Raw genomic sequence first — 21,948 nt, forward strand, 5'->3', positions numbered from 1 at the left:
ATATAGTATTAGTTTTTCAGTTAAAATAGTGATATTTTTGTTATATTGGGTATAATCAATGTAAGAGAATAATATTTTTTAAGACAAGCATTCTAATAAGCTAGAAAGGGGTATACGAATGAAACGATTTATGAAGCTAACAGTATTGTATACATTAATTGTGAGTTTATTTGCAGCCTTTGTCATTCCTGTGAGTGCGGATGAGGCAATAAATGAAAAGCTTGGCGTGCCGATTGTTGTTTATGGAGGTAATTTAACAGACGAACAAAAAGCACAGACGGAGGACCTGTTAGAAGTAACGAACCCTGATATGGTTGATATTTTCACTGTAACAGGGGAAGACTTGGCTAAATATATCGGAGGAAATCCGAATTCTCGAATGTTCTCCTCGGCGAAAATAACAATAGAAGAAGAGGGAGTGGGGCTCAATGTATCCATTATCACTCCTGATAATATTACAGAAGTAACAAGTGAAATGTACGCAAATGCACTGCTAACAGCTGGAGTTGAGAATGCGACGGTTGTTGTTGCATCCCCTGTCAAAGTTACTGGCCATTCTGCCTTGACTGGTATATATAAGGCTTACGATGTCGGAGGGGTAGAGCTCGATAAAGAACGTATGGAGCTTGCTAATGAGGAGTTAAATGTCGCAACAGACCTTGTGAAAGACGCAGGACTAACATCTGAACAAGTAAGTGATTTAATTACGCAAATCAAGCAAGCTATTGCGGAACAAAACCCAGCATCTATAGAAGATATCGAAAGAATCGTACAAGAGCAGTTGAGTAAATTGGAAATAAAATTAAGTGATGAAGACCGTCAGTTATTAATTAATTTGTTTGAGAAAATGCGTAATTTAGATATTAATTTTGATCAAGTGAAGAATCAGCTAAACGATATTGCATCAAAAGTCCAAGGTAAAATAGAGGATATTTTAGCAGATGAAGGATTTTGGGACAATGTAGGAAGCTTCTTCAAAAAACTATTTGAAGCTATAGGGCAGTTTTTCTCTGGATTATTTGGATAATACCAATATGGGAAGCGTGAAAGGAGTACATTCCATTGAGGATGTGCTCCTTTTTTGTACGTTAGAAAGTTAAAATGATTAGTACTATACTAAATAATCAATTATTTAACGACACTAAATATTTAGAAGATTTAATCATAATACAAATAGACTACAAGGTTGTTAAAAAATATGAAGAAATTTGTCGAAATAAAAATAGCCTTAAAACCGTTGATATACATAGGTTTTTGGGAGTTTTACAAAATATTACCGTGAAAGTTTTTTTAATCTTTTTTTAAATTTGACGTGCAATCTAAAAAGTTTGGTAGTATAATAGTTTTCATCACGTAATTCCAATAACACTAAATTATCAGAATAATTTAAACAATATTAAGATTAGCCTATATCATAAATACTGTGAAAAAGTACACCCTAAAAAGGCATAATGTCTTGGGCCTACAATTATAAATAGGGGGATAAAAAATGTCAGAAAAACTTCTAGAAATCAAAAATTTAAAAACTTCATTCCGTATCAAAGACGATTACCATGCTGCGGTGGATAATTTATCTTTAACTGTTAATAAGAATGAAGTTCTTGCCATTGTTGGAGAATCTGGTTGTGGTAAAAGTGCTTTAGCATTCTCCATAATGGGTCTTCATACTCGTGCGAAGATTGAAGGAGAAATCTTATATAAAGGCAAGAACATTGCCAAAATGACTCCTTCAGAATTAAACAAGGTACGCGGTAAAGATTTAGGTATGATATTTCAGGATCCACTAACTTCATTGAACCCATTAATGGAGGTTGGCGAGCAGATTGGAGAAACCTTATTTCTACACAATAAGAATATGTCCAAGAATGAACGTAGAGCAAAAGTATTAGATTTATTGAATAAGGTTGGTATCCCTCGTGCGGAACATGTTATTAATCAGTTCCCACATGAATTGTCAGGTGGTATGCGTCAACGTGTCATGATAGCAATGGCAATCGCAAATGAGCCCGAACTACTAATTGCAGATGAGCCAACAACAGCACTAGACGTTACGATCCAATCACAAATTTTAGATTTGATCAATAAGCTTAAAGATGAAATGGATTCAGGTATTATTCTTATCACCCATGATCTAGGGGTAGTTGCTGAGATGGCAGACCGAGTAGCAGTAATGTATGCTGGACAAGTTGTTGAAATTGCAGATGTACAAACACTATTTGAAAATCCATTACATCCATACACAAGATCATTATTGAATTCCGTACCGAATGGTAATACAAAACAGGATCAATTACATGTTATTCAAGGGATTGTACCTTCCCTTCAGAATCTGCCAAGAGAAGGTTGTCGTTTCAGTGCTCGAATACCTTGGGTAGATGAATCAGCACATGAAAAAAATCCGGAACTAAAAGAAGTAACACCAGGGCACCATGTTCGTTGTACATGCTACAAGCACTTTAGCTTCCCTGATGAAAGCAAGGAGGAACAACATGTCTTATCTTGAGGTAAATGATTTAAAAGTTCACTTTCCAATAAAGGGTGGTATTTTCGGTAGAACAGTGGGACATATAAAGGCTGTTGATGGGGTATCATTCACTTTAGAAAAAGGAAAGACATATGGTTTAGTAGGAGAATCTGGTTCTGGTAAAACAACTACTGGTAGATCCATTATCGGTTTAAATACGATTACATCCGGAAAAGTTATGTTTGATGGTCAGGATATAACGAATATTGCACGTGGCCGTTCCGAAGCGCGTAAAAATATTCAAATGATTTTTCAAGACCCATATTCATCATTAAACCCGAAAAAACGTGTGGTAGACATCGTATCTGAACCGCTACGTAACTTTGAAAATTTAACTCGTAAAGAAGAGCGTAAGAGAGTACAAGAATTATTGGAGCTAGTCGGATTAAGTCCTGAAAGTATTTTAAAATATCCCCATGAATTCTCAGGTGGGCAACGTCAACGTATTGGTATCGCTAGAGCAATCGCATTAAAACCAAAACTTATTATTGCGGACGAGCCAGTTTCAGCACTAGATGTTTCGGTGCAAGCTCAAGTATTAAACTTTATGAAAGAGATTCAAAAGGAACTTGATTTAACATATCTGTTTATTAGCCATGACTTAGGAGTAATCAAGCACATGTGTGATGATATCGGAATTATGTACAAAGGTCGCTATGTGGAAGCAGGTACTGCAGAGGACATCTTTAACAATCCTCAGCATATTTATACGAAGCGCTTAGTGGCGGCAATTCCGGATATTGATCCTAAAAAACGTGAGGAAAAACGTCAATTCCGTGAAGAAGTAAAAATGGAATACGAACAATCCTACAATGATTACTTTGATGAGGAAGGTTTAGCCTATAAATTACAGCCAGTGTCTGACACGCATTTAGTGGCTTTACCTGAGAAAGGTTGATAATATGTGGAAATTTACATTACGTCGTACATTAATTATGATTCCTCAATTAATTGTTCTTAGTATTTTAATTTTCGTACTAGCACAATTAATGCCAGGGGATGCACTATCAGGGCAAATTGACCCGAATGTTGATCCAAAAAGACTGGAAGAGATTCGTGAAAATTTGGGTTGGAATGACCCATGGCATGAACAGTACGTAAGATGGATGGGAGGCGTGCTTCAGGGTGATTTAGGACAATCGTTCCGTTTTAAAATGCCTGTTACAGAACTAATTGGGCAACGTATTGTCAATACATTCTGGTTATCGGTAGCAACATTACTCTTCACCTATCTGATCGCTATTCCACTAGGTATTGTTAGTGGCCGATACAATGATACATGGCGTGATCAATTGATTACTGGTTATACGTATGTTGGCTTTGCTACACCATTATTCATTTTTGCACTTGTAATGCTTTGGTTATTCGGTTTCCAATTAGGTTGGTTCCCAACTAGTGGTAGTGTAACACCGGGGCTTGAACCTGGAACGTTTGACTACTTTATGAGCAAACTTTATCACTTGTTACTACCAGCATTGTCCATGGCACTAATTACAACATATAGTACGATTCAATATTTACGTAATGAAATTGTTGATACGAAGCACAAAGACTTCATTTTAACAGCTAGAGCAAAAGGGGCTTCTGAGAGACGAGTCTATAATCGCCATATTTTAAGAAACTCACTTTTACCGATTGCGGCATTCTTTGGATTTGAGATTACGGGGTTAATTGGTGGCTCTATTTTCATTGAGAACATTTTTGGATATCCGGGAATGGGTCAATTATTAGTAGAATCCATTAGCTTACGTGATTACACGGTATTAACTGCAACTACATTATTATTCGGTGTTGCATCGATTGTTGGGGCATTATTATCTGACATTATCTTAAGTATTGTAGATCCAAGAATTCGTATTAAATAAGAATAGGTAATCGTGAGGTGAAATAAATGGAAAACAATAAAGCAGAAGAATTGAAAACGAAGGAACCGATAAAAAGTCCTTCTGGTATGAGTATAATCTGGCGTGAGCTAGTTCGAGATAAGCTAGCATTAATCTCTTTAATCTTCTTAATCTTAATTATGGCATTTGTATATGGTACATCCCTTATATTAGACCAAGATGAAATTGTAACAGTAGACTTGTTATCCATCTATGAGCCGCCGGGTGAAGATTTTATCTTAGGTACTGATTACGGTGGTCGTGACATCTTTGGACAATTAATTATTGGGACAAAGAATTCCTTATCGATTGCATTACTTGTAACAGCTATGACGGGAATTATTGGGATAGCCTATGGTTTAATCGCTGGTTACTTTGGTGGTCATATTGATAATATCATGATGCGTATTTTGGATTTCTTCTTAATCCTACCGTTTACGATGATTGTCATTGCATTCGTTGCAATTGTACCAAAGTATAGTGTATGGACCTTCTCTCTCATTATGACGGCATTTCTCTGGATGGGAATTGCCCGTTTGATCAGATCGAAGGCTTTACAGGAAAAGGAATTAGATTATATCCAAGCATCGAAAACACTTGGTAGCTCTAATTTCAAAATTATCTTTACACAATTACTACCAAACTGTAGCTCACTTATTATTGTAACGATGACATTAAACTTAGCTGCTAATATTGGTCTAGAATCAGGTCTATCATTCTTAGGATTTGGTTTCCCAGAGAGCACGCCTAGTTTAGGTACATTATTAAGCTATGCAACCAATCCACAAACATTAGAATATAGATGGTGGATTTGGGTGCCTGCTTCGGTATTAATTTTACTTCTAATGTTGTCTATTAATAATGTTGGACAAGCATTAAAACGTGCAACAGACGCAAGACAAAGAAGAGGATAAAAAATCTGTACTTGTTACTCCTTGGCCGCGCCAACGGGATGGCCAAGGAAAACTATATCTATAAAAATAGGGAGGCAACTATGATGAGAAAGACAAGCAAATGGCTTTTAGCTCTTATGCTGGTATTATTGCTTGCACTTGCTGCATGTGGTGGCGGTAGTGACAATGAGTCTTCTGAGGACAAAGGGGATAATGGTTCAGAAGATAACAAAAGCACGGAAGCAAATGAAGATGGTATCTTCCATATTGACGATTTCAATATGACTGCTTCAAACAATGGTGAAGAACTTGAAAATGGTTCACTAACTTATGGTATCGTGTCAGATACGGTACTAGAAGGTACATTTAACTTCAACTTCTATTCAGGTAATCCTGACTATGAAGTAATTGCATGGTTTGATGAGCCTTTATTTGACTCAGATGCTAGCTATACTTACACACAAGATGGTGCTGCCACTTGGGAAGTGGATGACACTGGTAAAGTGTACACTTTACAAATTAAAGACGGTGTTAACTGGCATGATGGTGAACCTGTGACTGCTGAGGATTGGGAATTTGTTCACTATGTTATTGGTCATCCGGACTATGATGGTATCCGTTATGGATCTGACTTTGAAAACATTGAAGGAATGAAAGAGTATCATGATGGTGAAACAGATACCATTTCTGGTATTAAGGTAATTGATGATAAGACTTTACAAATTACCTTTAAAGAAGGTGGTCCTTCTCTTATTACTGGAGGAATTTGGCCATATGCATTACCAAAACATGTCTTCGGTGATATGGATGTAAAAGAAATGGAAGAATCTGATGCGGTTCGTAAAAATCCGATCGGAATGGGACCATATAAAGTAGAATCAATTGTACCTGGTGAGTCTGTTGTATTAAAAAGAAATGAAGACTACTGGAGAGGTACACCTGCTTTAGAAGAAGTTACAGTGAAAGTGGTATCTCCTTCTACAGTAGTTCAAGAATTAAAAACTGGTGGCGTTGACATGGTCAATAGCTTTCCAACAGATCAATTCCTAGATAATGCAAACATGTCTAATGTTGAATTCTTAGGATCTATTGATAATGCATACACATACATTGGTTTTAAATTAGGTAAATGGGATGCTGAAGAAGGTCAAGTAGAGGTTGACCCTAATGCTAAAATGGCGGACGTAAACCTACGCCGTGCAATGTGGTATGCTGTAGATAATAATGCAGTTGGTGACAACTTCTATAATGGGTTACGTTGGAATGCAACATCATTAATCATTCCATTCTTCCCAGAATATCATAATCCTGATATTGAAACACCAACACACGATCCAGATGAAGCAAATCGTATTCTAGATGAAGCTGGATATGAAGATGTTGATGGTGATGGATTCCGTGAAACTCCAGACGGTGAAAAATTAGTTATTAACTTTGCATCAATGTCTGGTGGAGATACTGCTGAGCCACTAGCTCAATACTACATCCAATCATGGGGTGCAGTAGGTCTAAATGTACAATTAGTTGATGGTCGTTTATTAGAATTCAACTCATTCTATGATCGTATAAAAGAAGATGATCCAGAAATTGATATTTTCCAAGGTGCTTGGGGTACTGGTACTGATGTAAACCCTGCTGGTATTTTTGCTGGGAACTCAAATGCTAACTACCCACGTTGGACTAATGAAGAAAATGATCAGCTATTAGCTGAAGGTTCTTCTATGAAAGCAATGGACACAGAATATCGTAAAGAAGTATATGACAAGTGGCAACAACTAATGGTTGATAACATTCCGTTGTTCCCAACTCTATATCGTGCAAAAATTGTTCCAGTAAATAACCGTGTAACGAACTATACACTTGATCCTGAATCAGATCTTCAACGTTACCAAATTGGTGTAACAGAAGAAAAAGCTGAAGCAGCTGAATAATAATAGCGAAAAAGAAGTCACTTAGTGGCTTCTTTTTTGGTAGAGAGGAAGGGTTAAAAAACTTTCCCGCTAGCATAAGAAAAACTTCCATTCGTAGAAAGATGAGCGAATGGGAGTTTTTTATTTTTACTTGAAGGAGCATGCGACTGAAATTTGGTGAGATAGGCCCACGTGGGGCGGAGATGGGCCCAAATAGCGGGAGGATGCGTCCGTCTTGTGAAGAGATGAGCCCAAACAGAAGAGATGAACCCACCCCGAGAGGAGATGAGCCAAACAGGAGAAAGATGATTCCGCCCTGGTAGGAGATGCCCCCACCCGGGCTTTTTTAGTTATATTCTTCTCCGTATAAATCCCTATAATTATCAACAATGTAACGGCTTTTAGCTATAAGTAATAGAACTAATTATCTAAAAACTTTTAATAAAATGTTAAAAAAAAGCTTGTTAAAACTCAGAAAATAATATATACTTTAAAAAAATAAATAATATGTTACAGTTTTATTACGAAAGTAGCGAAATGGCATATCTACTGTGATAGATAATGACTTAAATTTTTGGAAAATTAATACTATAAATAATGGGGCAGACACTACTAGACGCTATACAACATGAATATCTGCTCTTTAATATGTTAATAAAACATTTATATATTAAATTTTTGCAATTTTTAGTTAGGGGGATTAAGGTTGGCAGAGAAGTTATTGGAAATCAGAGATTTGAAGACATCTTTCCGGATTAAGGACGATTATTATGCAGCGGTGGATAATGTTTCACTTACGGTAAATAAAAACGAAGTGCTAGCCATTGTTGGGGAATCTGGCTGTGGTAAGAGTGCATTAGCCTTCTCTATTATGGGATTACATAATCGTGCAAAGATGGAGGGAGAGATTTTATTCAAAGGAGAAAACATAGTCGGAATGACTGCGTCAAAGCTGAATAAGCTACGCGGGAATGATATGGGTATGATTTTCCAGGATCCATTAACTGCCCTTAATCCATTAATGAATATCGGTAATCAAATAGGAGAAACATTACTCCTTCATAAAAAAGACCTTACCAAGAATCAGCGTAAAGAAAAGGTAATTGATCTACTAAGTAAAGTTGGAATTCCACGTCCAGAACATGTGTATGAGCAATTCCCGCATGAGTTATCTGGGGGGATGAGGCAAAGGGTAGTTATCGCAACTGCTATAGCAAATGATCCGGAATTACTCATTGCGGATGAGCCAACAACTGCTCTAGATGTTACGATACAATCTCAGATATTAGACTTAATTAAAGATTTAAAGGATGATTTGGATTCTGGTATAGTTCTTATTACCCATGATCTAGGGGTAGTTGCTGAAATGGCAGACAGGGTGGCAGTGATGTATGCCGGGCAAATCGTTGAAATTGCAGACGTCATGACTCTGTTTGAAGAACCATTACATCCATATACGAGATCATTATTTAACTCTGTTCCAAATACACAAGAAGGACAAGATAAATTGCATGTTATTCAAGGTATTGTACCTTCATTACAAAAATTGCCACGTGAAGGTTGTCGCTTTGCTCCAAGGATTCCTTGGGTGGCAGAAACAGCGCATGAAGCAAATCCAGAATTACATGAAGTAAAGCCAGGGCATTTCGTTCGTTGTAGCTGCTATAAACATTTTGACTTCCCAGCAGAGAGTAAGGAGGAAGCGCAACATGGGGTTTCTTAAAGTAGAAGATTTAAAAGTACATTTTCCTATAAAAGGTGGCGTATTCGGAAGAACAGTTGGGCACGTAAAAGCTGTAGATGGTGTATCCTTCACACTAGAAAAAGGGAAAACATATGGTCTAGTTGGTGAATCAGGATCTGGTAAGTCAACTACTGGTAGAGCCATTATTGGATTAAATCATATTACCTCTGGAAAAGTGCTTTTTGAGGACAAAGATATAACAGGAGTAAGAAGAGCGAAAACAGAAATAAGAAAAGATATTCAAATGATATTCCAGGATCCATATTCTTCATTAAATCCGAAAAAACGGGTTGTCGATATTGTAGCGGAACCACTTCGAAACTTTGAAAATTTAAGTAGAAAAGAAGAGAGAATTCGCGTACAAGAGTTACTTGAATTAGTTGGTCTTAGTCCAGAAAGCATCTTGAAGTACCCACATGAATTCTCTGGTGGACAACGACAACGAATTGGTATTGCAAGAGCAATCGCGTTGAAGCCAAAATTAATCATTGCCGATGAACCTGTTTCTGCATTGGATGTTTCGGTTCAAGCACAGGTCTTGAACTTTATGAAAGAAATTCAAGATGAGTTAGATTTAACTTACTTGTTCATAAGTCATGACCTAGGTGTCATTAAACATATGTGTAATCATATTGGCATTATGTATAAAGGACGCTTTGTGGAAGAAGGAACCGCAGAAGAGATCTTTAATGATCCACAGCATATTTATACGAAAAGACTGGTAGCAGCAATACCAGATATCGATCCGAAAAAACGGGAAGAAATGAAAAGATTCCGTGAAGAGGTCAATACAGAATATGAACAAGCCTATAATGATTACTTTGATGAGGAAGGTTTAGCCTACGGGTTAAAACCGATAAATGAAACTCACTTAGTGGCTTTACCAGAGAAAGGTTGATATTATGTGGAAATTTTCTTTACGCCGTATTTTAATAATGATTCCTCAACTCGTCCTGTTAAGTATACTAATATTTGTTCTAGCAAAAATGATGCCAGGGGATGCACTCTCAGGGCAAATTGACCCGAATGTTGATCCTGCGCGTTTAGAAGAACTTCGAATTCAGCTGGGTTGGTATGATCCGTGGCATGAGCAATATGCTAGATGGGTCGGAGGAGTGTTACAAGGTGATTTTGGTCAGTCCTTCCGTTTTAAAATGCCCGTTACCGAATTAATTGGACAGCGAATTGTTAATTCATTCTGGTTATCGGTAGCAACGTTAATTTTTACCTATTTAATTGCGATACCACTAGGGATTACAAGTGGAAGATATAATGATACGTTTAGGGATCAGCTAATTACTGGTTATTCATATGTTGGGTTTGCAACGCCACTGTTTATCTTTGCACTAGTAATGCTTTGGATATTCGGGTTCCAGTTGCAATGGTTCCCAACTAGTGGAAGTGTCACCCCAGGTCTAGAACCTGGAACGTTCGATTATTTTATGAGTAAATTATATCATTTGTTATTACCAGCATTATCAATGGCACTTATTACAACATACAGTACGATTCAATATCTACGAAATGAGATAGTTGATACGAAACAAAAGGATTTTATTTTACTTGCAAGAGCTAAAGGTGCTTCTGAACAACGAGTTTATAATCGCCATATTTTGCGAAACTCACTATTACCAATAGCAGCATTTTTCGGATTTGAAATTACTGGACTAATTGGTGGCTCTATCTTTATTGAAAATATCTTTGGATATCCTGGGATGGGGCAATTGTTAATAGAATCGATTAGCCTAAGGGATTACAGTGTCGTGACAGCTACGACTTTATTATTCGGTGTAGCTTCTGTCATGGGTGCTTTACTTTCAGATATTATCTTGAGTCTAATTGATCCGAGAATTCGTATTAAATAAATTTTAGAGGTATATAGTGAGGTGAAAAATGTGGAAGCAAATGCAGCAAATGTAGAAGTGAAATCAAAGGAAGTAATCAAGAGTCCATCAGGTTTTAGCATAATTTGGAGAGAATTGGTCAGAGATAAGCTGGCATTAATTTCTTTAATATTCTTAGTAGGTATTACCGTATTTGTTTACGGAGTATCCATTGTACTGGATCAAGACGAAATTGTAAAGGTTGATTTATTTGCAATATATGAACCACCTGGAGAAGATTTTATACTAGGAACTGATTATGGTGGTCGAGATGTATTTGGACAGTTAATTATCGGTACACGAAATTCACTTTCGATTGCAATCATTGTAACAGTGTTAACAGGACTTATTGGAGTTATATTTGGATTAGCTTCTGGTTATTTTGGCGGGCATATCGATAACGTCATGATGCGTATCCTAGATTTCTTCTTAATCTTACCATTTACCATGATTGTAATTACATTCGTTGCAATTGTACCGAAATATAGTATTGTTACATTTTCACTTATCATGACGGCCTTTCTATGGATGGGAATCGCCCGATTAATTAGATCAAAAGCATTGCAGGAGAAGGAATTAGATTATATTCAAGCAGCGAAAACACTAGGTACATCAAATGTAAAAATTATATTTAAGCATTTGCTACCAAACTGTAGCTCTTTGATTATTGTAACCATGACATTAAATTTAGCTTCTAATATTGGATTAGAATCTGGTCTTTCCTTCTTAGGATTTGGTTTTCCAGAAAACACACCTAGTTTAGGAACATTACTAAGTTATGCAAGAAACCCACAAACATTGGAATTTAGGTGGTGGATATGGGTACCAGCTTCTGTAATGATTCTCCTATTAATGTTATGTGTTAATAACGTTGGTCAGGCATTGAAACGTGCAACAGATGCACGTCAAAGAAGAGGATAATTTATAGTTGAAGCTTTACTTAAACGAGTCATCATGTCAGCACATTATAGGGGGGTGAGGCTTAGAAGATTGGTAGGGTAAAAAACTAATGATTGTTACCTACATTAACACAAAGGTTGTGTTAATGTTGAGTATAAATTGTCGAAATATTCGACAAATAAAAGGGTTTAAAAAAAGGGAGGGTATTTAGCATGAGCAAGACAAACTTAACAAAGTGGCTATTTGCACTAATGCTTTCTTTACTATTAGTATTAGCTGCATGTAGTGGCAACACAGCTAATGAAGATCCGAAAGATGATCCAGATACTTCTAAAGATGAGGGTCAAGATGGTGACAAAGATGATGAGGAACCTGCAGAGGACGATGGGTTGTTCAACATCGAGGATTTCGCTTTAACGAAAACCAATGAAGGGGAAGCCATTCAAGGTGGAACACTTAATTATGGTTTAGTATCTGATACAGTATTTGAAGGTACTTTAAACTATAATTTCTATTCAGGTAACCCTGATTCTGTTGTAATTAGTTGGTTTGACGAGCCGTTACTATCAATAGACGATACCTTTACTTACACTAATGATGGGGCTGCAACATTCGAAACAGAGCCTTATGAAACCGATGAATACCCGAATGGGGTAACGTTTACATTTGAGATTCGTGACAATGTTAATTGGCATGATGGTGAGCCTGTAAAAGCGGAAGACTGGGCATATTCATTTGAAGTCATTGGTCACCCGGATTATCCAGGTGTTCGTTACGGCCCAGACTTCTCTGGTATTATCGGTATGGATGAGTACAATGCTGGTGAAGCAGATACAATCTCAGGTATCGAAATTGTTGATGAAAAAACATTAAAGATTACGTATAAAGAGTCTCAACCATCCTTACTAACAGGTGGTGTATGGCCTTACGCAATGCCTAAACATTTATTTAAAGATATTCCTGTAGCAGAAATGGAAGAACATGATTTAGTTCGTAAAAACCCAATAGGTATGGGACCATTTAAAGTGAAGAGTATCGTGCCTGGTGAATCAGTAGTGTATGAAAAGTTTGAAGATTACTGGCGTGGAGAACCAAACTTAGATCAAGTAGTATTAAAGGTTGTAAATCCAGATACAGTTGTTCAGGCATTAAAAACTGGCGATGTAGATATGGTTAATAGCTTTCCATCTGATCAATTTGTAGATAACGCTAATTTGACTAACATTGAATGGTTAGGCCGAACAGAGTTATCGTATACGTATATTGGATTCAAGCTAGGACATTGGGATAAAGAAGAGAAGAAAGTTGTTATGGATCCCGATAAGAAAATGGCAGATGTAAACTTACGACGTGCAATGTGGTATGCCGTTGATAATGATGCAGTAGGTAAACAATTCTATAATGGATTACGTTGGAATGCAACGACACTAATCATTCCTCCATTCGGCGATTACCATGATTCAACTATTGAAACACCAACATTTGATCCAGACGAAGCTAACCGAATTTTAGATGAGGCTGGATATGAGGATGTTAATGGAGATGGATTCCGTGAAACTCCAGATGGTGAGGAGCTAGTAATTAACTTTGCTTCAATGTCAGGTGGAGATGTTGCGGAACCACTATCACAATACTATATCCAATCTTGGAAAAATGTTGGTCTAAATGTTCAATTAATTGACGGTCGTCTTCTAGAATTCAACTCTTTCTATGAGCGTGTAGGTGAAAAAGGAGATGACGACCCTGAAATTGATATTTATCAAGGTGCTTGGGGAACTGGTACAGATGTAAACCCTTATGGATTATACGGACCAGACCAAATCTTTAACTTCCCACGCTATGAAAGTGAGAAGAGTACAGAATTACTTTTAGAGGGTAATTCATTAAACGCCTTTGATGTTGAATATCGTCAGGACATTTACAAGCAATGGCAAGAACTAATGGTAGAGGATATCCCAGTATTCCCTACACTATACCGTGCTGAGTTAGTCCCTGTTAACAACCGTGTTCAAAACTATACAATTGAACGTGGTAGCACAATGGGACTTCATGAACTAGCTGTTACACAAGAAGAGCCATTCAAAGATGGTAACTAATAATTTATAAGAAGACGAAGAAGCTTAAGTGCTTCTTCGTTTTTCTATGTAATTTTTACGTAATATAGACCGTACTAAAGTACTAATCTAGTAATATTGACTTAAATCTATAACTTTTGTAATAAAACATAGTAGTTTTGGCAATCCTTGTAACAGACTTTTAAAAGTCTTGTAACGGCATAGTCTACTAACCTGTGTTAGGATAGGCTTTGTCCGAAAAATAAGGAGGGACTACTATGAAGACGATTGTAGCAACTATAGCTGCAGGATTAATGTTTGCATCTCCACTAAGCACTTCGGCACTTGAGTATGAAGTAGTAGAAGGTGATACACTATGGGGAATTGCAAATGAATATGAAACAACCGTAGAATCATTATATGAACTGAACGAACTAGAATCTGATATAATCTATCCAAAACAACAAATAGCAATCTATAAGAAATATTTAGTAGAAAAGGGAGATACACTCTTTGGAATCTCGGAGGAAAATAGTGTATCTGTGGAAGAGTTGAAAGAATGGAATAAGCTTACTTCAGATTTAATATTAGTTGGACAAGAACTAATATTAAAGCAGGCTGAAGAGGAAGAAGATGAGAAAGCAGAAGAGAAGGAAGTTGCTGCTGCTAATTCTATTCAACCAACTGAAGTGAAATCAAGTACAGCAAGTGAAGAAGAAAGTAATACGAATGATGACCAGCCGGAAGGTAAAACATTAAGCGTAGTAGCTACTGCATATACCGCTGAATGTGACGGGTGTACAGGTATTACTTATACCGGGATTAACTTAAATGAGGATAGAAATGCAAAAGTAATTGCAGTAGATCCGGATGTGATTCCGTTAGGGTCTAAAGTGTATGTTGAAGGATACGGATACGCAATTGCTGGTGACATCGGTAGTGCAATTAAAGGAAATCGAATCGATATTCATCTCCCAACTAAAGAAGAAGCCTTGGATTGGGGAGTCAGAGAAGTAAATGTAACAATTGTGGAATAAATAAAGAAGAGTAACAACTAATGGAAGCATTATAATCGATGCTTCCATTTTTTTATTTCAAGATTGTGTTTGAATAGAATTTGGGTTATTGGTTTGAATCATTTCTTCAGGCTCTATTAATTGCTGGTTAATACCTACAATACCAAACCCAATTACGATCATAAGAAATAGGGCAACTAATATCTTTCTCACAGCTGATTCCTCCATCATGTTATGTCCCATAATGCTAGTATAATAGATAGTCTATGGGATAGACAATGACAATTTATATTTAATCTCCGGTAAATATTGCAAATGAGTGTATTAATAGGAAAGAAAGGAAAAAAGCTTGAAAAATTTCTATAAGATAGCCCATTTAAAAAGGCTACATTACTTATATTTAAGTGTTTTTCTTAACAACGTTTTTGAATGTGTATCTTCCTAAACATTTAAAGCATCTTATGATAAACTTAATATGATTAACTATATGGTAACGCTTACAAAAAATGATTTTCTATAAATAGGAGGTATTTCCAAATGAGTAGTAAAATATTAGATAGATTTTTAAATGAAAACTTATCTGATCTAAAAGCAAATGGACTTTACAATGAAATAGATCCAGTACAAGGTGCTAACGGACCGGTTATTACGATTAATGGGAAAAGCTTAATCAATCTTTCTTCTAACAACTATCTAGGGCTAGCAACTGATGAGAGGCTGAAGAAAGTAGCTCAAGAGGCAGTAGAATCCCATGGTGTAGGTGCTGGTGCCGTTCGTACAATCAATGGTACTTTGGACTTGCATATAGAACTAGAGAAGAAATTAGCTGAATTTAAAGGTACTGAAGCTGTTATTTCGTATCAATCTGGTTTTAACTGTAATATGGCTGCTATTTCAGCTGTAATGGATAAACATGATGCCATCCTTTCTGATGAATTAAACCATGCATCTATCATTGATGGATGTCGTCTATCTAGAGCCAAAATTATTCGCTTTGGACATTCCGATATGGATGATTTACGTCAGAAGGCGAAAGCAGCGGTTGAATCTGGTCAATATAATAAAATAATGGTAATTACCGACGGCGTATTCTCAATGGATGGGGATGTAGCCAAGCTTCCGGAAATCGTAGAGATTGCGGAAGAATTTGATTTAATTACGTATGTCGATGATGCACACGGATCTGGTGTACTAGGAAAAGGTGCAGGTACAGTGAAGCATTTTGGATTACAAGATAAAGTGGATTTCCAAATGGGTACGCTCTCCAAAGCCATTGGTGTTATCGGAGGATATGTTGCTGGTAAGGCAAATCTAATTGATTGGTTAAAAGTACGTTCTCGTCCATTTTTATTCTCCACTGCTGTATCTCCAGCAGATGCTGCAGCAAGTAAAAAGGCTGTTGAGATTCTAATGGAAAGTACAGAATTACATGACAAGCTGTGGGAAAATGGAAATTATTTAAAAGCTGGTCTGAAAAAATTAGGCTTTGATATTGGGGATAGTGAAACTCCGATTACTCCTTGTATCATTGGCGAAGAAAAAGCAGCGCAAGAGTTTAGTAAACGATTATTCGAAGCAGGAGTTTATGCTAAGTCAATCGTATTCCCAACGGTACCTAGAGGGACTGGGCGTGTACGCAATATGCCAACTGCAGCACATACGAAGGAAATGCTCGATGAGGCTATTAGCGCCTATGAAAAAGTAGGAAAAGATATGGGATTAATATAATTTGCATCTTTTAGATTTTTGAATAGAGGAGAAACCGATGAAAAAGATACTTGTTACAGGTGCTCGAGGACAAATTGGCTCAGAGCTGGTTACGAAGCTAAGAAGTATATATGGGGTCGCAAATGTAGTTTCAACAGACATTCGTTATTCAGAAGAAGAAAGCGAAAAAGGTCCATTTGAAGTAGTAGATGTAACGGATGAGAAGCGTATATATGAGGTAGCAAAGGACTACCAGGTAGACACAATCATGCATCTGGCAGCACTTTTATCAGCAACCGCTGAGAAAATGCCGAAAGTTGCATGGGATATTAATATGGGTGGACTTGTGAATGCCTTGGAAGTTTCCCGAGAGATTAATTTACAGTTCTTTACACCAAGTTCAATTGGCGCATTCGGACCTACAACACCGAAGGACAGTACCCCACAGGACACCTTACAAAGACCTACAACAATGTATGGTGTAAACAAAGTAGCAGGAGAGCTACTTTGCGATTATTATTTTGAACGTTATGGTGTCGATACACGGGGAGTACGCTTTCCAGGATTAATTTCGTATGTAGCCCCTCCTGGCGGTGGTACAACCGATTACGCAGTGGAAATTTATTATGAAGCGATTAAACAAAAAGCATACACGTCGTATATAGCAGAAGGCACCTACATGGACATGATGTTTATGCCAGATGCCCTTGATGCCATTGTTCAATTAATGGAAGCTGATCCTACTAAGCTAGTACATCGTAATGCATTTAATATTTCTGCTATTTCAGCGGAACCGATGGATTTTGCCAAAGCAATACAAAAGCATATTCCAGAATTCCAATTAACCTTTGATGTAGACCCTGTCAGACAAAAAATTGCCGACAGCTGGCCAAACAGCATCGATTCCTCAGCAGCAGAAGCGGAATGGGGATTCAAAGCAAAATATGATATAGACAATATGACAAAGGAAATGCTAGAGAAAGTGGAAGAAAAGTTAAAATAATACAATGGAGCGCCCTCACGGATGTGGGGGCGCTTTTTTGGGGGGAGATGAGCCCGAGAGGTAGGAAGATGGGTCCAAAGGAGAAGGAGATGAGCCCGAGAGGTAGGAAGATGAGCCCAAGCAAGAGAAAGATACGCCCAAAGAAGTCACACATACGCCCAAGTCACCATTAGATGCACCTAGAAAAACGGAGGCAAACATATAAAAAGCCCCCTACAACAACGCAGGGGGCTCGGTTCATTAACTATCTATTAACTTGCATACATCTCTTTAATGCGTTTCTGTAATTCTTTATCTTGTACGTATTCATCGTAGCTCATTTCTTTATCGATAATTCCGTTAGGGGTAATATCGATTAGGCGATTAGCAATACTATCGATGAACTGATGGTCATGAGAAGTGAATAGGATTGAACCTTTAAACTTAATTAGACCATTGTTTAATGCTTGGATAGACTCTAAGTCTAGGTGGTTAGTTGGATCATCTAATAATAATACATTCGCTTTAGATAGCATCATTTTTGATAGCATACAACGCACTTTTTCCCCTCCGGAAAGCACGTTTGCCTTCTTCAGTGCTTCTTCACCGGAGAATAGCATTCTTCCTAAGAACCCACGTAGGAATGTTTCGGTTTCGTCCTCAGGTGAGAACTGGCGCAACCAATCAACAAGGGTCAAATCACCATTTTGGAAATACTCACTGTTATCTTTCGGGAAATAGGATTGGGATGTGGTAACGCCCCATTTATACGTACCTGCGTCTGGCTCCATTTCTCCTGCCAAAATTTTAAATAGCGTTGTTTTAGCAATATCATTTTTACCGACTAGGGCAATCTTGTCGTCCTTGTTCATGATAAAGCTAACGTTATCTAATACCTTTTCTCCATTAATGGTTTTGGTTAAACCTTCGACACGAAGTAGGTCATTTCCGATTTCTCGCTCTGGTGTGAAGGCAATATAAGGGTATTTTCTAGATGATGGCTTAATATCGTCTAACGTGATATTATCAAGCATTTTCTTACGGGATGTTGCTTGCCTAGACTTAGAAGCGTTAGCACTAAATCGTGCAATGAAGGCTTGTAGTTCTTTAATTTTTTCTTCCTTCTTCTTGTTTGCTTCCTGTGCCATTCTGCTAGCTAATTGGCTGGACTCATACCAGAAATCATAGTTTCCGATATATATTTGGATCTTTCCATAGTCAACATCTGCAATGTGCGTACATACTTTATTTAAAAAGTGTCTATCGTGTGATACGACAATAACCGTATTCTCGAAGTTTATTAAAAATTCTTCTAACCATTGAATTGCTTGAATATCTAATCCGTTTGTAGGCTCATCTAATAAAAGAATATCAGGGTTGCCGAATAACGCTTGTGCTAGTAAAACTTTAACTTTTTGTTCTTCCGTTAAATCGGACATTAACTTACTATGAAGCTCCTCTTCAATACCAAGTCCCTTAAGAAGAATTGCAGCATCCGATTCAGCTTCCCAACCGTTCATTTCAGCAAATTCGCCTTCAAGTTCAGCAGCACGCATGCCGTCTTCTTCTGTGAATTCAGCTTTCATATAAATTTGGTCTTTTTCTTGCTTTACGGCATATAGTTTTTCATGTCCCATTAATACAGTTTCTAATACAGGATGATCTTCATAAGCGAAGTGATCCTGTTTTAGTACAGCTAAACGTTCACCAGGAGACATGGATACATTTCCGGTCTGGGGCTCAATTTCACCGGAGAGGATCTTTAGAAATGTAGATTTTCCTGCACCGTTAGCGCCAATTACGCCATAGCAATTGCCAGGTGTAAATTTTAAGTTAACATCTTCAAACAACTTTTTATCGCCATATCGTAAACTTACATTCGTTACAGTTATCATGTATAAGTTTTCCTCCAATAATATTACTATCGTAAGCTTACGAAATTTAAAGGCGTTAGTCAATGCAAAACCTTGATTTATCTACTATTTACCAGTATTCAATAAATTAAATTGTAAATTTGTCTTGTATATTTGTTGTTTTTTCGGTAAAGTTTTGGTATATCCGTTTTTTGAGTGGTTGGTATGAGAAAAAAGCTCGGTGAAAGTCCTGAGTGGAGGGGAAAACATGAGAGAAAGGACTATCTACTTTATCTTTACAGATACTGGGACATACCTTTCAAGAATGATTAACTTATATACAAATAAGTCGTTAAATCATGTGTCAATTGGTTTTGATCATGAGTTAAAAGAAGTATATAGCTTCGGACGTGTTAATCCAAAGAATCCGTTTAGTGGTGGCTTTGTTCGGGAAGATATTAGAGGTGAATTTTTAAAACACGCTAATAGTGCGATCTATGCATTAAATGTAACTGAACTAGAATATGTGCAAATACGCCATCATATAAAAGAGATTGAAAAGCGTTCCGCAGACTATAAATATAACTTTATTGGGTTATTAGGTATTGCCTTTAAAATTGAGATTCGTAGAAAGAATGCGTTTTTCTGTTCCCAATTCGTTGCAACCGTTATGCAGGATACCGATTCTTTTAAGCTATCGAAGCCAACCAACTTGGTGACACCATCTGATATAAGAGAAAATACGGAATTAAAGTTACTATATCAAGGTAGATTAGGAGACTATCCGAAGTATCAGCTTAGAGAGGAAGTACTAGATTTACCGAAGCAATCACTAATTCATTTGGTTTCTAAAAAAGTAAAGCAATTAGTCTTTAGTAGATAAATATAAAGGGCCAATTTCCCTACTGTGTTAGGGAAATTGGCCCTTTCTGTCTATTTACTTAAAAAGGTCTCTATGCCTAGAGTTTCGTATGGTACTTTTAGTTTAAATGAGAGGTTATTTGCTTCTAAATCCATCTGTTCGACACTGACATGGAAGTTGCTCTTAATATCCATTTGAGTAACGGCTACATATATCTCTTCATCGTCCGGGTTAATCGTGACCCAATTTGGCATGGGCAAGTATTTACTCATATACTCCATGACCTTCTTATTTGGAAGCTCCAGCAAGCCTAATGAAATCGACTTTTGCTTTAAAACAACATCCCCATTATCTTGCACAAATGGTTCTAGGCGGATAGAGAGTGGAACTGTCGTAGAGAATACGGGTAATTCCCCAACTAATTGCACATCCTCCTCTAAAGAAACACTATACTTATGCTTGGAGTCTTTCATATACTCATACATATACGCATTAATGAGCTCATTTAAGTTCTTCTTGGTTGTTCTTATGATAAACTCAGAACTGTTTTGGGTTGTTTGATGCTCTCCGGCTGGAACTTTTGATCGTTCAACTGGCCAAAAAATCAATAAGGCAATAATGACTAGCACGGAAAAATTCAACAGGAGTAGAGCTATAAAGGAGCTTTTCCATAAATTTTTATTCGGTTTTTCTTGTTCCATACTGCTCCACCTTCTAACAAGCTATTCTATAACTAAATAGTTTAATATTCTTTCTGCTATCAGTTTATATCCGAAATCATTCGGGTGAAAATGATCGTCTGCAAATAAATTAACTTCTGTACTGATGAAAATGTCCTTTGTAGGGATAAAGGTTGCACCAGCTTCCTTCGCAACTTGTTCACTTGTATGGTTCCAATCATCAACAATCATATCCAGCTCTTTGATATGCTCGAAATATTGTTGAAACGGGTTATAAAAACCAACGAGATAAACTGATGCATTTGGATTTAGCTCCTCGAGCTTTGCAAATATTTGGTGTAAACGTTTTTCATAATTAACTCTTTCTTTAGAAAAGGCTTCATAGGTGATATTCGTAAAATTTTCCTTTAATACTTGCATAATATCATTTGCACCAATCGTCATAATCACAATGTCAGCACGTTTAAGTGATTTTACTATTTCGGGCTCATCTATACGTTTAAGCAATTGATCTGTTCGGTTACCCCGTTTCCCATAGTTGTCAAAAGTTACAAGATTAGCATCAGCATTTAGTTGACTATCTAAAATGCCAACATATCCACCTTGCTTGGTACTATCCCCAACTCCTTGTGTTAAGGAATCACCAATCGCAACAATATGGCTTTCTTGGTTGGAAAAGAATTTAATCGTGCTTTGAATCGCAGCTTTAAATTCTTTACTAAATTCAGTAAAAGGAGTATGGGATGCTTTATTAGGGATATCCTCTGTTGCTTCTGGTTCTGATGTTTCCTGATTGGTCACGTCCGCATTTTCTGCACGATCTACAGGAGAGGCAGGGGAGGATAGCTGCTCACGATATAGTCCTAACACGCAAGCTAAGACAAATATAGAAGCAAGTGTAATAATCATGATGATTGTCTTTTTTTTCATGTAAACACACCTATATTAGTTCTATTTTGTATACAATTTGCTTTTACTTTAATGTATGAAAGCCTAAAATACAAATCTACTGATTTTATTATATATACCCATTTTTTCATTGTTTTAAAAGTGAAAG

General features: G+C 37.0%; 19 protein-coding genes. 15 read left to right on the top strand and 4 right to left on the bottom strand.

The features are described 5' to 3' along the window. Window positions 1-118 precede the first annotated feature (118 nt). The 12 genes from KGF86_RS02875 to KGF86_RS02930 all read left to right on the top strand — a co-directional run bounded on the left by KGF86_RS02875 (window position 119) and on the right by KGF86_RS02930 (window position 14,828). The gene (locus KGF86_RS02875) at window positions 119-1,027 is read left to right on the top strand and encodes a DUF1002 domain-containing protein (RefSeq protein WP_186868237.1); all 909 of its coding nucleotides are present in this window, start codon (window positions 119-121) and stop codon (window positions 1,025-1,027) included. Between the two features lie 462 nt (window positions 1,028-1,489). Continuing rightward, complete coding sequence (locus KGF86_RS02880) at window positions 1,490-2,503, top strand: ABC transporter ATP-binding protein (protein WP_186868238.1); 1,014 nt, start codon at window positions 1,490-1,492, stop codon at window positions 2,501-2,503. Beyond that, window positions 2,490-3,422 carry an ABC transporter ATP-binding protein gene (locus KGF86_RS02885; protein ID WP_186868239.1) on the top strand — a complete coding sequence of 311 codons (933 nt, stop codon included), beginning with the start codon at window positions 2,490-2,492 and terminating at the stop codon, window positions 3,420-3,422. The genes KGF86_RS02880 and KGF86_RS02885 overlap by 14 nt, the downstream gene beginning before the upstream one ends. A 4-nt stretch (window positions 3,423-3,426) precedes the next feature. Continuing rightward, window positions 3,427-4,389 (top strand): oligopeptide ABC transporter permease, encoded by a 963-nt coding sequence (gene opp4B / locus KGF86_RS02890; RefSeq protein ID WP_186868240.1) that lies wholly within the window; start codon window positions 3,427-3,429, stop codon window positions 4,387-4,389. Window positions 4,390-4,415: 26 nt separating this feature from the next. Next, entirely contained in the window at window positions 4,416-5,321 is a 906-nt protein-coding gene (locus KGF86_RS02895) for an ABC transporter permease (RefSeq protein ID WP_186868241.1), read from the top strand. Window positions 5,322-5,404: 83 nt separating this feature from the next. Continuing rightward, entirely contained in the window at window positions 5,405-7,231 is a 1,827-nt protein-coding gene (gene opp4A, locus KGF86_RS02900; RefSeq protein WP_186868242.1) for an oligopeptide ABC transporter substrate-binding protein, read from the top strand. A gap of 685 nt (window positions 7,232-7,916) precedes the next feature. After that, a complete protein-coding gene (locus tag KGF86_RS02905) occupies window positions 7,917-8,933 on the top strand; it encodes an ABC transporter ATP-binding protein (RefSeq protein ID WP_186868243.1) in 1,017 nt (338 codons plus the stop codon). Beyond that, on the top strand, window positions 8,920-9,852 hold the full coding sequence (locus KGF86_RS02910) for an ABC transporter ATP-binding protein (protein WP_186868244.1): 933 nt from the start codon (window positions 8,920-8,922) through the stop codon (window positions 9,850-9,852). Before KGF86_RS02905 ends, KGF86_RS02910 begins: the two co-directional genes overlap by 14 nt. Window positions 9,853-9,856: 4 nt before the next feature. Further along, a complete protein-coding gene (opp4B, locus tag KGF86_RS02915) occupies window positions 9,857-10,819 on the top strand; it encodes an oligopeptide ABC transporter permease (protein WP_186868245.1) in 963 nt (320 codons plus the stop codon). Between the two features lie 30 nt (window positions 10,820-10,849). Then, a complete protein-coding gene (locus KGF86_RS02920) occupies window positions 10,850-11,758 on the top strand; it encodes an ABC transporter permease subunit (RefSeq protein WP_186868246.1) in 909 nt (302 codons plus the stop codon). A gap of 191 nt (window positions 11,759-11,949) precedes the next feature. Continuing rightward, on the top strand, window positions 11,950-13,833 hold the full coding sequence (gene opp4A, locus KGF86_RS02925; protein ID WP_211741108.1) for an oligopeptide ABC transporter substrate-binding protein: 1,884 nt from the start codon (window positions 11,950-11,952) through the stop codon (window positions 13,831-13,833). Between the two features lie 236 nt (window positions 13,834-14,069). Further along, entirely contained in the window at window positions 14,070-14,828 is a 759-nt protein-coding gene (locus KGF86_RS02930) for a 3D domain-containing protein (protein ID WP_211741109.1), read from the top strand. A 57-nt stretch (window positions 14,829-14,885) separates the two neighbouring features. Here the strand turns inward: KGF86_RS02930 and KGF86_RS19460 are convergent, their stop codons facing one another. Then, a complete protein-coding gene (locus tag KGF86_RS19460; RefSeq protein WP_255488067.1) occupies window positions 14,886-15,020 on the bottom strand; it encodes a hypothetical protein in 135 nt (44 codons plus the stop codon). Window positions 15,021-15,344: 324 nt separating this feature from the next. Between KGF86_RS19460 and KGF86_RS02935 the strand changes: the two genes are divergently transcribed. After that, entirely contained in the window at window positions 15,345-16,535 is a 1,191-nt protein-coding gene (locus tag KGF86_RS02935; RefSeq protein WP_186868249.1) for a glycine C-acetyltransferase, read from the top strand. A gap of 37 nt (window positions 16,536-16,572) precedes the next feature. Continuing rightward, window positions 16,573-17,517, top strand: a complete 945-nt coding sequence (locus tag KGF86_RS02940; protein ID WP_211741110.1) for an NAD-dependent epimerase/dehydratase family protein — start codon at window positions 16,573-16,575, stop codon at window positions 17,515-17,517. 251 nt (window positions 17,518-17,768) lie between these two features. On the opposite strand, the gene KGF86_RS02945 is transcribed toward KGF86_RS02940, so the two are convergent. Further along, window positions 17,769-19,391, bottom strand: a complete 1,623-nt coding sequence (locus tag KGF86_RS02945) for an ABC-F family ATP-binding cassette domain-containing protein (protein ID WP_211741111.1) — start codon at window positions 19,389-19,391, stop codon at window positions 17,769-17,771. A gap of 226 nt (window positions 19,392-19,617) precedes the next feature. On the opposite strand from KGF86_RS02945, the gene KGF86_RS02950 reads away from it, so the two are divergent. After that, the gene (locus KGF86_RS02950) at window positions 19,618-20,232 is read left to right on the top strand and encodes a hypothetical protein (protein WP_186868252.1); all 615 of its coding nucleotides are present in this window, start codon (window positions 19,618-19,620) and stop codon (window positions 20,230-20,232) included. A 50-nt stretch (window positions 20,233-20,282) separates the two neighbouring features. Here the strand turns inward: KGF86_RS02950 and KGF86_RS02955 are convergent, their stop codons facing one another. Together KGF86_RS02955 and KGF86_RS02960 are read right to left on the bottom strand one after the other, a co-directional pair. Beyond that, window positions 20,283-20,912, bottom strand: coding sequence for a YpmS family protein (locus tag KGF86_RS02955; protein ID WP_186868253.1), 630 nt, complete (start codon window positions 20,910-20,912; stop codon window positions 20,283-20,285). Between the two features lie 21 nt (window positions 20,913-20,933). Next, window positions 20,934-21,821: an SGNH/GDSL hydrolase family protein gene (locus KGF86_RS02960; RefSeq protein ID WP_186868254.1), complete on the bottom strand. Its 888-nt coding sequence runs from the start codon at window positions 21,819-21,821 to the stop codon at window positions 20,934-20,936. Window positions 21,822-21,948: the final 127 nt, after the last annotated feature.

It is taken from the genome of Ornithinibacillus massiliensis (assembly GCF_018310345.1).
In the GTDB taxonomy this organism is placed as follows: Bacteria; Bacillota; Bacilli; order Bacillales; family Amphibacillaceae; genus Ornithinibacillus; species Ornithinibacillus massiliensis.